At 59.0% G+C, this 13,157-nt stretch carries 13 protein-coding genes and 1 riboswitch; of the genes, 11 read left to right on the top strand and 2 right to left on the bottom strand.

Translation table 11 applies throughout. The annotated features are described in order from the left end of the window. Positions 1 to 28 precede the first annotated feature (28 nt). Together VMY05_09425 and VMY05_09430 are read right to left on the bottom strand one after the other, a co-directional pair. Positions 29 to 1,249, bottom strand: a complete 1,221-nt coding sequence (locus VMY05_09425; protein ID HUV31293.1) for an acetate kinase — start codon at positions 1,247 to 1,249, stop codon at positions 29 to 31. Further along, positions 1,246 to 2,154 carry a 3-hydroxyacyl-CoA dehydrogenase NAD-binding domain-containing protein gene (locus tag VMY05_09430; protein ID HUV31294.1) on the bottom strand — a complete coding sequence of 303 codons (909 nt, stop codon included), beginning with the start codon at positions 2,152 to 2,154 and terminating at the stop codon, positions 1,246 to 1,248. Before VMY05_09430 ends, VMY05_09425 begins: the two co-directional genes overlap by 4 nt. A gap of 260 nt (positions 2,155 to 2,414) precedes the next feature. On the opposite strand from VMY05_09430, the gene VMY05_09435 reads away from it, so the two are divergent. The 11 genes from VMY05_09435 (at position 2,415) to VMY05_09485 (ending at position 13,103) form a co-directional block, all read left to right on the top strand. Further along, positions 2,415 to 3,074: a hypothetical protein gene (locus VMY05_09435; protein HUV31295.1), complete on the top strand. Its 660-nt coding sequence runs from the start codon at positions 2,415 to 2,417 to the stop codon at positions 3,072 to 3,074. Positions 3,075 to 3,167: 93 nt separating this feature from the next. After that, positions 3,168 to 4,043: a hypothetical protein gene (locus VMY05_09440; GenBank protein ID HUV31296.1), complete on the top strand. Its 876-nt coding sequence runs from the start codon at positions 3,168 to 3,170 to the stop codon at positions 4,041 to 4,043. A 182-nt stretch (positions 4,044 to 4,225) separates the two neighbouring features. Beyond that, the gene (locus VMY05_09445; GenBank protein ID HUV31297.1) at positions 4,226 to 4,906 is read left to right on the top strand and encodes a peptidylprolyl isomerase; all 681 of its coding nucleotides are present in this window, start codon (positions 4,226 to 4,228) and stop codon (positions 4,904 to 4,906) included. Positions 4,907 to 5,031: 125 nt separating this feature from the next. Continuing rightward, on the top strand, positions 5,032 to 6,204 hold the full coding sequence (locus tag VMY05_09450) for a 1-deoxy-D-xylulose-5-phosphate reductoisomerase (GenBank protein HUV31298.1): 1,173 nt from the start codon (positions 5,032 to 5,034) through the stop codon (positions 6,202 to 6,204). After that, positions 6,192 to 7,259, top strand: coding sequence for an RIP metalloprotease RseP (gene rseP, locus VMY05_09455; protein HUV31299.1), 1,068 nt, complete (start codon positions 6,192 to 6,194; stop codon positions 7,257 to 7,259). Before VMY05_09450 ends, rseP begins: the two co-directional genes overlap by 13 nt. Before the next feature lie 94 nt (positions 7,260 to 7,353). Continuing rightward, the gene (lepB, locus tag VMY05_09460; GenBank protein HUV31300.1) at positions 7,354 to 8,103 is read left to right on the top strand and encodes a signal peptidase I; all 750 of its coding nucleotides are present in this window, start codon (positions 7,354 to 7,356) and stop codon (positions 8,101 to 8,103) included. A 46-nt stretch (positions 8,104 to 8,149) separates the two neighbouring features. Further along, positions 8,150 to 8,872: a DUF1573 domain-containing protein gene (locus tag VMY05_09465; protein HUV31301.1), complete on the top strand. Its 723-nt coding sequence runs from the start codon at positions 8,150 to 8,152 to the stop codon at positions 8,870 to 8,872. A gap of 98 nt (positions 8,873 to 8,970) precedes the next feature. Further along, complete coding sequence (locus VMY05_09470; GenBank protein HUV31302.1) at positions 8,971 to 9,588, top strand: ABC transporter ATP-binding protein; 618 nt, start codon at positions 8,971 to 8,973, stop codon at positions 9,586 to 9,588. Continuing rightward, positions 9,557 to 10,240, top strand: a complete 684-nt coding sequence (locus VMY05_09475; protein HUV31303.1) for a heme exporter protein CcmB — start codon at positions 9,557 to 9,559, stop codon at positions 10,238 to 10,240. Before VMY05_09470 ends, VMY05_09475 begins: the two co-directional genes overlap by 32 nt. A 51-nt stretch (positions 10,241 to 10,291) precedes the next feature. Continuing rightward, on the top strand, positions 10,292 to 10,738 hold the full coding sequence (locus tag VMY05_09480; GenBank protein ID HUV31304.1) for a cytochrome c maturation protein CcmE: 447 nt from the start codon (positions 10,292 to 10,294) through the stop codon (positions 10,736 to 10,738). An 86-nt stretch (positions 10,739 to 10,824) separates the two neighbouring features. Beyond that, positions 10,825 to 11,017: riboswitch (cobalamin riboswitch) on the top strand. A 67-nt stretch (positions 11,018 to 11,084) separates the two neighbouring features. Further along, positions 11,085 to 13,103 (top strand): TonB-dependent receptor plug domain-containing protein, encoded by a 2,019-nt coding sequence (locus VMY05_09485; protein HUV31305.1) that lies wholly within the window; start codon positions 11,085 to 11,087, stop codon positions 13,101 to 13,103. Positions 13,104 to 13,157 lie beyond the last annotated feature (54 nt).

Here is a 13,157-nt window from a genome sequence, read left to right on the forward strand (position 1 = left end):
TGCGCCGGCCGATGCCGGGAACGGTCGGCTATTCCGCCGCCGGTTGACAGCTCATATCGACAATGCGTTCGGTGTCCTGGGCGATAACCAGTTCCTCGTTGGTCGGAATGACCAGCGTTCTGACGGTGGCATCCGTGGTTGAGATGTCCGTCTCGGTGGCAAGCACGCTCTTGTTCTTTCCCTCGTCGATTGTGATTCCGAGAAAACCCAGGTTCCGGCAGCTCATGGACCGCACCAGCGCGGAGTTTTCACCCACCCCGGCGGTGAACACGAGCACGTCGATTCCGCCCATGACGGCCGCGTAGGCGCCTATGTATTTCCGGATCCGGTAGCAGTAAGTTTCGAGGGCCAGGGTGGCGTTCTTGTTGCCGTTCTGAGTCGCCTCGATAATTTCACGCACGTCCGATGACACTCCCGAAATCCCCGCCAGCCCGGAATGCTTGTTCAGCAGCGTGTTGCCCTCATGAAGCGACAGCTCCTCCCGCGCCATGATATGCAGGATGATGGCCGGGTCGAGATCGCCGGACCGCGTGCCCATGAGCAACCCCTCAAGCGGTGTAAAGCCCATCGAGGTATCAACCGAAATGCCCTTATCGATCGCCGACATCGACGCCCCGTTGCCCAGGTGGGCCGTGACAATCCGCAAATCCGAGATCGAGGTGCCGAGAATGTCCGCCGCCCGCTGGCTCACGTACTGGTGCGAGGTGCCGTGGAATCCGTATCGGCGGATGCCGTACCGCGTGTAAAAAACATAGGGGAGACCGTAGATGTAGGCATGCGGCGGCATCTGCTGGTGAAACGCGGTGTCGAACACGGCCACCTGCGGAATGCCCGGGAGAGTCTTCTGGCAGGCATTGATGCCCCGGATGTTGTGTGGGTTGTGAAGCGGGGCCAGCTCGATCAGGGATCGCAGGGTGGACATCAGTTCCGGCGTGATCAGGGCGGAGTCCTTGAACTCCTCGCCGCCGTGAACGACCCGGTGGCCGATGGCATCAATCTCCGATTTTTCCTTAATGACGCCGTGGTTCTTCGACATCAGAATCGAGACCACGTACTCTACAGCTACGATGTGGTCGAGGATCTCCGCCGAGATGGTCACCTGCGGCCTGTCGTGAGGTTTATGCGTCACCACCGAGGCGGACATCGCGATTCGCGTAACCGACCCCTTTGCCAGGGCCACCTGGCTCTTCGTGTCAATCAACTGGTACTTGACCGATGATGATCCGCAATTAAGAACCAGAATCTTCATTTGGCTGCCTCCGCCGCGCTGCCGTCTGTCTCTTTGGTGATACGGTTGCCGTCCTCGTCATATTCGAAAAACCCGGAGTGGGTCTTGACGCCGAGATGACCGGCGCGCACCAGCTTGCGAAGCAGCGGACACGGGTTGTACTTGTGCTCCGACAACTCGTCCAGCAAATTCATCATCCAGGACATAACGACGTCCAGTCCCATCATGTCAGCGAGGGCCAGGGGGCCGACGTTGAAGCCGAACCCGAGCTTCATCGCTTCATCAATGTCATCGGCCGATGCCACGCCCTCCATTAGCAGGTGCATCGCCTCGTTCAGGAGAGGCACGATGATCCGGGTCGTCACGTAACCGGGATACTCGTTGACCGTAATCCACCTCTTGTTCAGCGTCTCGGCGAAATGAACCGCCTTCTGAAAAGTCTCATCTCCGGTCCTGAGCCCCTTGACTATCTCTACCAGCGGGACCCGCGTGACCGGGTTGAGGAAATGCATGCCGATGATTTTCTCCGGGCGTTTCGTGGCGGCGGCAATCTCGGATATGGAGATGGTGCCGGTGTTGGTTATCATCAGTGTTTCTGGAGGGCAGAGTGCATCGAGCTTCCTGAACAAGGCTCGTTTCATCTGCAGATTCTCAGGAATCGCCTCCAGCACGATCTCGGCGTCTTCAGCCTGCGACACGTCTGATGAGGGGTAGATGCGGGCAAGGATGGCCCTCTTCTCCGCCTTTGTCAGACCCCACCGTCCGATCTCGCGGTCAATGGAATCAGCAATACCTTTGACACCGCGCTCCGCCAGCTTGGTGGTTTTGTCTATCAGGTTTACCTCGTGGCCGGAAGTCGCGATCGCTTCAGCCAGACCCTGGCCCATTACACCGGCCCCGATTACGAAGATTTTAGCACTTGTCATAGTATGAAGACATCCCGTCTACTTTGTGAAAAATATAGCAATCCATATTTATATCGGCACCTCTAAGTATATACTGTATATAGGCACAAGGGCAAGCGATAATTAGCCGATAGTTAGCTTATACAGGGAAAAATCGATGGGGTGAGACTTGGGGATTCGACTGTATAAGGATTTGGCGCCTGGTCAGGCCGCTCTTGTTTGACTTCCGGTGCCCCAATGTCTATATAATTGCGCTAACCTGCAACTCGCTGGGAGACAGTATGCACAAAGGAAAGCCGATTCTCCTGCTCGTCGCTCTGGCCCTGGTCGCCGTCGGCTCCGAGGCTCTCGCCATTTCACGGGTCGCGCGCAGGCTGAGTATGCTGCAGATTCACGGAGGGTACGCCCTGCCTTTCGGCACTTACGATCAGCTTGGCACTCTTACGATAACCGATCAGAACAACCGGCCCATTGAGCTGGATGCCGACGACGTCTTTGACCCCTCATTCTCGCTGGGAGTCTCATACGGCCAGTTGAGAAACAACCACATGCTCGTGTCGATGGGATTCCGCTACATCAGGATAGATCCTGACGACGCCCTGGACTTTGGCGGCTATGATTACGATTTCGGGCAGTACGACCTGGACTTCCACCTTGATTACATGTTCCTGAATCTCTACACTCAAAGGTGGTCACCGTATTTCGGCCTCGGCATAAATGCGGGGCTGACTGTCACCAACCCCAAGGGGTTTGACTCCGAAAGCGAAGCAGCCATTGCCCTGAGTCTGAATTTTGGTGCCGACGTCAAGCTCTGGTCCGACTCCAAGGGTCGTTCAATGGTGACCTTGGCGTCAGTCAACAGTTGGAACGCGGTGGCCTCCGGCGACCGTCCGCGTTATCTGCAGATCGGTGCAGGCATCAGGTACTGGTTCCGGCCTTGAGCCTGAAACAGGCGGTTGCCGCCTGCTTTGCGGGGCGACGGGCACGAAATTTGCCCGAACTTCTCATGGCCTATGGCTGTTGAACAGACAACGATGAAGACTGACGCTGTAATCTCCCGCCGCATTCTGATTATCCCGCTTCTCACCGCTGTCTTTGTCTCCTCTTGCAGCGACAAAGACCGGCCGCCGGATGCTCCCGTCGTCGGTGATCGGGTAGTCGCGGTCAACGGTACCTTCTACAGGCAGGGCGTGACGGATACGGCGGTGGCGCCTGCCCTGCAGTTTGCGGTTGACGACGCCGACGACAGCCATCTTCCGAGCCAGTGGATATACTTTACCCTGCTGGAAGGTGACGGGACATTATCGGCGGATTCCGCGAAATCCGACAGTACCGGTCTTGTCTCACTTGGGTACGATTTTTCAGGCAGCCTGGGTCACGCCGTCGTGCGCGCCGCTTCGCCGGGCCTGGATTCCCTCGAAGTTACTCTGCGGCACGACCGGCTTGTCCCCGGGCAGGGCGGGCAGGGCCAGTACTTGCTGCTGGGGGAGGATTACGGCACGGTCAAAAGATTCAACGGACCTCCCGACACTCTGGTCGTGCATCCGACCAATTACCTTTTCATTGCCGACTATGAAAAATCCTTGGGCGTGGTTTTCGTGCTGGAAGACGTCGACTGGGACGATATCGCCCACGACTCCGAACCCATCGTGGAAATCATCGTCAACGACAATGAAGACGCCGAACCGGACAACAACTATCAGGGCAAGGCCGCCGATTCCGTCGGCATTGGTTCCAACATCAGTGCTGTGATCAGCACCTACGGGGAGACCGGCCCGGCCGTGTCCGATCTCACGTGGCCGCCCTACTGGCGCTATCAGTGGCCGGCACTGGGTCTGACCGTCTACACCAGCTACCAGCCCGACGTCGCTGACCGGGACGTCAGGGAGATCCACCTGGCCAATCCGTAGGCGTCGGTCGGGACGCCGCGCGAATGCCGCCGTTTATCGAAGCTCCATGCCCGGAGCATATGAACCGCCTTTCCTCCCTGTACGGCTCAGGATTGACGGTGACCTTTCAACCTTGACACTCCCGAAAGCATCCGATATATTCGAGCCCCGTCAGCCTCTTCATGAACTGAGAAAGGATGAGCATGACCCTACGCACTGCGCTTACCGTTCTGGCTTTCTGTGCGGTGGCCGCAAGCGGCTGCTCGAGTACCGACCAGGACACCGCCGGCAAGGATACCACCGCCGTTGAAAAAGCGGCTCAGACCCCGGTGAACAAGAAAGACTATCGGCATCCCGTCCGGGACAAGGACAACCCGCTGGTCACGCTTGAAACCGACTTCGGCGGGATGACGCTGGAGTTGTACCGCGATGTCGCTCCGGCCCATGTTGACTCCTTCATCGCCAGGGTCAGGGACGGTTTTTACAGCGGCACTATTTTCCACCGGGTTTACAAGGGGTTTCTCATCCAGGGCGGCAATCCCGTGCCGGTTGGCAAGAAGCAGGTTTCGTATTCGCTTGGTGACGAGCTGAGTGATCTGCCGCACCAGGAAGGTACCCTCTCGATGGCACGTATGCGGACGCCTAATTCAGCCAAGACGCAGTTCTTCATTTGCCTGGCAAGGAATACCTCCACCGCCTGGCTGGATCGCAAATACACCAACTTCGGTCAGTTGATCAAGGGATATGACGTGCTGCACGCCATTGCCGACGTGCCGGTCGGCCCCAGCAGATGGCTTCCCAACGAGGTGAGCCAGCCGATCACGGACGTTCGGTTGATCAGGGCGTATCTTTCTGACGTTGAGGGTAACCCGCTCGGGGAGTGACCGGTTGTTCCCTCGGGACCGGACGTGCACATCCATGCAGGCGGGGTTGGAATCTGCGCCACCTCATCGTCTCTGATGAGCAGCAGTTTCGGAACCTGTTGCCGAAAGGCGCGTTAATAAGGTAGATGCAGACGAAGAATCTGGTAATACTCGGCTCCACCGGCTCGATCGGCCGCAGCGCCCTTGAAGTCGTCGCCCGGCACCCGGGCTGCTTTGCGGTGCGGGCACTGGCCGCCCGGTCCAACAGCGACCTGCTCGTCGAGCAATACTATCACTACCGCCCGGAATATCTTTGCCTGGCCGACGAGGAGAGGGCCGCCCGGCTGGCCGACCGGCTGAAGGATGAGCCGGTCCAGATTGAAACGGGCGATCAGGGGCTGGTTCACCTTGCCGGCCTGGCCGGGGTGGACGTCGTTCTCAACGCGGTCGTGGGTGCGGCCGGGCTGCTGGCCTCAGTGGAGGCGGTCAAGAGTGGTCACCAGTTGGCTCTGGCCAACAAGGAGTCGCTGGTCGCCGGCGGGCCGCTGTTCCCGGAACTGTGTGAGCAGTCGGGCGCTCGGATTCTTCCCATCGATTCCGAGCACTCGGCTATCTGGCAGGCCCTGCTCGCCGGCAAGGATACCGAAGTCCGGACTATCATCCTGACCTCGTCAGGCGGCCCGTTCAGGACCTTCCCGGCCGACCGGCTTGAAACCGTCACCGTCGATCAGGCCCTGAGCCACCCGACGTGGAAGATGGGGCCCAAGATCACCATAGATTCCGCCACGCTCGCCAACAAAGGTCTGGAAGTCATCGAGGCCGTGGCTCTGTTTTCCATGCCCGCGCGCAGGGTCAAAGTAGTGGTTCACCCACAGTCCGTTATCCACTCCATGGTGGAGTTCTGCGACGGATCGGTAATCGCGCAACTCTCCCAGCCCGACATGAGGCTGCCCATCACCTACGCGCTTTTCTGGCCTGATCGGGTCGATTCAGATTTCGGGCGGATTGACTGGCGTCGGATGCCGGCCCTGACCTTCGAGCAGCCGGACCTGGAGAGGTTCCCGGCTCTTGCCCTTGCCTATCAGGTGGCCGAGCAGGGAGGCACGGCCCCCGCCGTTTACAACGCGGCAAACGAAATCGCGGTGGAGGCCTTTCTTGACCGGTCTGTGAAATTCACCTGCATTGCCGATATTATAAGGGATACGGTGGATGCAGTCGACGTTGTGAACTCACCGAGCCTCGAAGATATTCTGAAGGCTGACCGCGCGGCAAGGGATGTCGCCATTCGTGTCACGGAGAAACTTGCATGCTCTCAGTAATCTCGTTCATATTCGTTCTCGGCGTTCTCATTTTCATTCACGAACTGGGGCATTTCATTGTCGCCAAACGCGTGGGAATCAGGGTGGACCGCTTTTCGCTGGGTTTCCCGCCGAACATATTCACCCGGAAATGGGGCGAAACAGAGTACTGTATTGGTATTATTCCCCTGGGTGGATACGTTAAAATGGCCGGCGAACACCCCGACGAGCACACTCGCGGCACCCCTGAAGAGTTCATGTCCAAGTCCGTTGGCCAGCGGGCTATGGTCATATTCGCCGGACCTTTTATGAACTACCTCCTGGCGATTCTTGTCCTCGGCGCGGTGTTATATTTTACCGGGCGGCCGGTTTTTGACGATCAGCGGGTGCTGGTCGGCGAAACTGTTCCGGGCGATCCGGCCGACCGTGCCGGCATCGCGACCGGTGATCAGATCCTGGCCGTCAATGGACAACAGGTGCATGACTTCGACTCTCTGCGCCTGCGGGTCAACGCCCACGTCGGCGAACCTATCGAGGTCTCTTGGATCCATGAAGGTGACACCATCACCGCAGACATCACTACGGTGGTCGAGGAGCAGATGAACGTAAAAGGCGCCCTTGATTCGGTCGGCGTTATCGGTATCAAGCAGAAGGTTCTCCGCTTCGAGAACTACGGGATGCTGAACTCGTTGAAACACGGTTTTGTCGGTGCGAACATCTGGGTGGTTGAAGTCATCCGCTTTGTCAAAAAAACCGTCACCGGAGAAGTGTCGGCCAAACTGATCGGCGGTCCCCTGTTTATCGCGCAGCAGTCCGGGAAGGAGGCCCGCAAAGGTGTCGCCAGCCTCTTTTACTTCATGGCCTTCCTCTCGGTCAATCTGGCCATCCTCAATGTCCTGCCTATCCCGGTGCTGGACGGCGGCCAGCTCCTTTTTCTGTCAATTGAGAGGATCAAGGGCAAACCGCTGTCAATGAAGGCTCGCGTTGTCGCCCAGCAGGTCGGGATCGTTTTCCTGCTGACGCTCGTCGTCATGGTCACGTACAATGACATTATGCGGTTTATCAGGGGCTTCTGAGGCACCGCCGATACTTGTTGCCATGGCCGGTCGATTTGCATATAATCACTGAAACTTTCATACGGGAACGACAGTAAAATAAGCGGTTTTGGCAATGACGCGAAGATCAACAGAACGGGAAACGCAGGCCGGCATGGTAAACAGCGTCTGGAGCAACCTCAAGCAGATAGGCCTGGCTGTCATCCTGGCACTCGTTATCAAGACATCGATCGTCGAGGCCTACAAGATCCCCACGGCGTCGATGGAGGATACGCTTCTGGTCGGTGACTTCCTGCTGGCCAACAAGTTCGTCTACGGAGCGGTGTTGCCGGTGGTGGGATGGCGACTGCCCGCTTTCGACCAACCGCAGGCGGGCGATATCGTGATTTTCCTGTTCCCCGGCGACGGACAGACCAAGTACATCAAGCGTTGCATCGCCGTGCCCGGTGACACCGTTGAGGTCAAGGACAAAATCCTTTACGTCAACGGCCGGCAGTTTGAAAACCCCGAAAGAGCCAAGTACATCGACACGACGGCCGACGGTCGGCCGGTGATAATGCCGCGCCGGGTCGGCGGCCAGAACAGCCGGGACAATTTCGGCCCCTACGTCGTTCCCGGAGACAGTTATTTCATGATGGGTGACAACCGGGACAACTCCTATGACTCACGCTACTGGCGGGCCGTCCCGAAGGACCTGGTTCTCGGCGAGGCCCTGTTGATCCACTGGTCGTGGGATGAGTCAAAATACGAGTCGCCCGAGGTGTCCGTGGATGATCCGCTGTCGGTTCCTCGCGTATTCGTGTATAATGCCATCCACTTCTTCCATAAGGTGCGGTGGGGGCGTCTGTTCCACATAATCTCATGAGTATCTCGTGTCCCGGATGCGGACGGCTTGCGCATGAGGAAGTGCAATGCGTAGATTAGCCCTGACCTGTCTGAGCCTGCTCGCCCTGTCAAAGGCGGCGGCGGGCGGCCCCTCGGTGGAGGTTTCCCACGACGAGTTCGATTTCGGTAAGACCGTCCAGCGTGCCGTCGTCACGCACGACTTCTGGATAAAGTCGACCGGGGATGATACGCTGATCATTACGAACGTCGTTCCCGGCTGCGGATGCACGAAATCCTGGGTGTCCGACAGCACTCTTGCTCCCGGAGACAGCACCAACCTGCACATCGTCTTTTCGACCGGCTATTTCCGCGGCCACGTTGCCAAGCGCCCGTATATAGAGACAAATGCCTCGGCTGACAAGGTCTACGTGAAAATCCACGCCGAACTCGAGGTCCAGCCGCAGAACGGCGGCGCCGTCGCGATCACCCCGCCGGTGGTGGACGTGTCTCAGTTCGATGAGCGACCTCGGCGCCGGGCGCGGTTCTTCATCGAAAATCGGAGCGACCGGAACCTCAACATCAGCGTGGCAGATTCGTCCTTCAAGAGCTTCAGCGTGAAAGTGCCGGACAAGGTCAAGGCGGGCGAATCGGTGGAAGCCCTGATCACTGTCTTCAAAGAGGCGGTTGCAACTGACTTCGAGGAGTCGTTGACGCTTGAATTCGACGACGCCCTGCAGTCACGCTTCACGGTTCCGATCAAGCGGCTGTACCGCGCAGGCGATAAGAGCACCGCCACCGGCGGAAAGTGACTGGCCTCGCGAACAGCCTTACTTCGCTAACCCGGGAGCGCCGGTTTCCGGGACTTTTTTTGATTTGATTTCGTCGCATCATCTTCTTAATTGGCAATATGTTCAGACTGAAGGTCAGCAGCCTGGCCAAACGTTTCGGCCCGCGCCAGGTCTTTACCGATATCTCGTTTGATCTCACGACGGGCCAGTCGCTCGCCGTCATCGGGCCCAACGGCTCCGGGAAGACGACCCTGCTCATGACGCTGTTGGCCGGCCTGCGGCCGACGCGGGGAGAAATCACGTACTACCACGACGGCGCTGCCATGGACGCCGACCAGGTCCGTACTCATGCGTCCCTGGTCTCGCCCTACTTCCACTTGTACGACAGTCTCACTGCTGAAGAAAATCTCAAGTTTTTTGCCACCGTGTCCGGATATGCCATCACCGGCAAGCAGGTGGATTCTCTGCTCGCGCGCGTAGGCCTGGAGGGCAGAGGTATGGATCTTGTCGGCGAGTATTCGTCCGGCATGAAGCAGCGGCTCAAGTACGCAACGGGCCTGCTGAAAAAACCTGCCTTTCTGTTTCTGGACGAGCCCTCCTCGAACCTCGATGAGGAAGGCAAACGGACGGTCCGTGATATTATTGAGGAATGCCGAGACAGTACCATTCTGGTGATCGCAACCAATGAACAAGAGGAGTACGGCCTTGCCTCGCAACTCTGCCGGGTTAGCCGGTAAGGCGTTCGCCGTCTACGCCAAGGACCTTCAGCAGGAACTGCGGACGCGCTACGCCGTCAGCACCATACTTCTGTTCGGAATTGCGGCGCTGGCCATGGTTTCGTATTCGCTCGGGCAGAGCGGCCTGCCGCCCAAAATGCTCTCGGCCCTGTTCTGGGTGATCATGTTCTTTTCGTCGATGGCCGGTCTGGCCCAGGCCTTCATCCGCGAGGAAGAAGCCGGGACCTCGCTCGCGCTCAGACTCAACGCCGACCCCGGCGCCGTCTACCTCGGAAAACTCTTCTTCAATCTGACGCTGCTGTCTGCGATTACGATTGTCGTGACGCCCGGCTTCTTTCTCTTCATGGATGCACCGACGGACGGCGTTGGGATTTTCGTGCTCATCACGTTCCTCGGTGTCCTGGCTCTGTGTGCCGCGACCACCCTGGTAGCGGCGATCATCGCCCGGGCCGCCATGAAGGGTGCGCTCTTCGCGGTGGTAGCCCTGCCCATCGTGATTGTTCCTATGATGGTCCTGGTGGGGGCCGGCGCCAGGGCGCTCGATGGCGGTACCCTGGGCCAGGTGGCTCCGGAAATACAGGTGCTGATCGCCTACACGGTAGTGATGGTAACGGCGTCGTATCTGCTTTTCAGATTCGTCTGGCTGGAATAACGCCGGTCGCGGTAAGCCGCACGCCTCAACCGGCGCGTCAGGAGGTTCTCGGTGAAGGCCAGATACGTTCTCGGAATTCTCACCATAATCGTGTTTGTCGTCTGGGGCGCCACGGCATTCTTCAAAACCACCGTTCAATACGTTTCCATCAGGGAGGCCGCCGCCAGCCGCCGTGTCGTCCAGGTGATGGGCAGGATCGACGTCGATCGCGTCCGCTATGACGTCGAAAACACTCGGCTACTGTTCGATGTCTATGACCCCGAGGCCGACGATAAACTGTCGGCTGACCGGTTGTCGGTCGTTTACTACGGTGTCGTGCCGGGCAATTTTGAGCAGGCCACGTCCGTGGTTCTGAAAGGGAAACCGGGTGAGGGGGGCCTCTTTGTCGCCGAGCAGATCCTGGTAAAGTGCCCGTCGAAATACCAGGGCGGGGGAAAACCGGAATACCAGGATATCCGCAAGCGTGATACGGCGGCCGGTGCCCCGGGCCGAACCTGAGCCCTGCCTGCAGCCTTCCCGGGTGACACTACCGTCGGCTTCAATCTACATTCAGTGCTTGACACGTGACCTGTGGCCGGACATCTTTGTCTCTACATCGTCCCGGTGCCGTCAGTTGTCGACGGGTAAAAGGGAAGACGGTGCGAATCCGTCGCAGCCCCGCTACTGTGTTGGCTACTTCCCGGGCACTCTGCCACTCATTGTCGGATCAATGGGGAAGGCGCTCGCGGGAGGTCTGAAGCCGGAGTCAGGAAACCTGCCGGGACCCAACCATGACGCCAGCCGGACGCGTGGGCCATCCGGAAGTTTCCCATGGCCGTGCTCCCGGCGACCGGAGGAGGTTTTTGTGAAGCACGGTCTTCTTTCTATCCTCATGGCGGTGGTGCTGGGCGCGAGTGGAGCCCGGGCCGAAACCGAGTTACCTCAGGGCGATACGACTATCCTGCAAAACGACCGGCAGGAAGCGCTCGGCGCCCAGGCGCCGCGCGAACTGCCCGACAGCATCGTGGTCACCGCCAACCGGTTCGGCCTGCTGCCGGAAAAATCAGTCTGGCCGGTCACCGCCGTTTCTGCCGAAACGATCGCTATCCAGGGAAGCCTGGAATCGACCCTTGACGGACGGGCGGGGGTGGACATCCGGCAGCAATCCGGCGAGGGTTCGCTCTCCACCTTATCAAGCTGGGGACTGCGCAACCGGCACATGCTGCTCCTGTATGACGGGCGCGTCGTCAGGGACTATTCTCTGGGCGGCTTCAGCCTGTCCAACTACAGCTCCGAGGAGGTAGATCGCCTGGAGCTGGTCAAGGGACCGCAGTCGGCGTTCTACGGTGCCGACGCCGTGGGGGGCGTTATCAACCTGATCTCCCGGTCGGTTCTGGTCGACCGGCTTGCCGTGACGACAAAACTGGGCTCGCAATACACGCAACTGTACCGGCTTGACATGGCCCGGTCCATTGCCACCGCCGGGATCGGTGGCTTTGCCGAGTTTGCCCGTACCGACAATCGTCGGGACAACGCCGGCTCCGAGAGAGTCCTTTTCGGCCTCCGTGGGGACTATCTCTCTCCCGACGACCGCCAGGGTATCTCCCTGTGGGGCCGCTACTTCTCCGACAGCCTCGGTGTTCCCGGTCCGGTGCCCGATCGGACGGCCGTCCCGATCCACGGCTCCGAAGATGCCTGGAGTCTTTACGACCACCAGAAGGATGAAAACTACTCATTCGACCTCAGGTACCGCTTCTGGGATCGCGATTACGGTCTGGTCCGCCTTGACCTTTTCTGGGAGAAAAAGAACCTCGATTATCGATGGCTCTACCAGGACTTTCAGTTAGACGATGTTTACTCGCGGTCGGTGTACAACAAGCGCTCGGCCGGTGTAAGCGGTCACTATATGCGTGAATTCTCCTCAGTCGCCGTCGTCGGGGGAGTCGACTGGCTGTCGGGGTCAATCCGGGCGACACAGGCCGATATCACCCGCACCGCCGGCGGAGCGGTGCAGGCGCACTCGTTCTGGTCCGGGTCACAGGATCAGTTCGACGTATGGGCCGGGACCACCGTAGACCCCGCGCGTATTCTCCGCTTTGACCTGAGTGGACGCCTCCAGTTCGTGAGAAACCGCAGGGTACAGCCGTCATATAACCTGGGCGTGGTGTGTTCCCTGTCCTCCAGCTTATCTGCGAAAATCGGTTACGGTTATGCGTTTCGGTTGCCGACCATAGCTGAGCAGTTCGCGGACGAATTCTTCACCCGGGGCAGCAGCAACCTGAGCCCTGAGACGTCGCGCTCCATGGTTGGAACCGTGTCCTTCTCGGCACCGCGCTCGCACACCTATGTCAGCGGAACGCTCTTTCATCAGACGGTGGACTCAGTCATTCAGTATGACTACGACCCTGACGTCTTGAAGTACGTTCCCCACAACGTCGAGTTGATCCGTACCACGGGACTGGATCTGAGCGTCGGACATCGGCTTGGCAATTCCGTGGCCCTGCAAGGCAGCCTGGTCTACCAGTGGGCCGAGCAAACGACGGATGTACGGAAGACGTACACCGATGCCTGGTACGTGCCGGATCTCAAGTGGCGCCTGGAGGCCGGCGGGGATATTGCGCGCCCGGTTTCGTACCACGTCGATGTCACGTATACGTCCGACCGGACTGCCCTTGTCGGGGGGGATCCCAAGACCATCGAGCAGGTGTATGAACTGGGCGCCTCGCTGACCGTCCGACCGTGGGCTCATCTGACGCTGATCCTGACCGGCCTGGACTTGACGGACGAGCGCCGTCCGGATAACTTCGGGTACTCATCCGGCGATGGTGGCTATCCGACCCTGGGTCGGCGGTTCTTCTTCAAGACGGTCATCGACGTGCTGTGAGAGGTGCCGTCGTTTTTCACTTGTGTTGCGGCGCCGACAGCGTTATCTATGATC

Source organism: Acidobacteriota bacterium, from assembly GCA_035529075.1.
Taxonomy (GTDB): domain Bacteria; phylum Zixibacteria; class MSB-5A5; order GN15; family FEB-12; genus DATKXK01.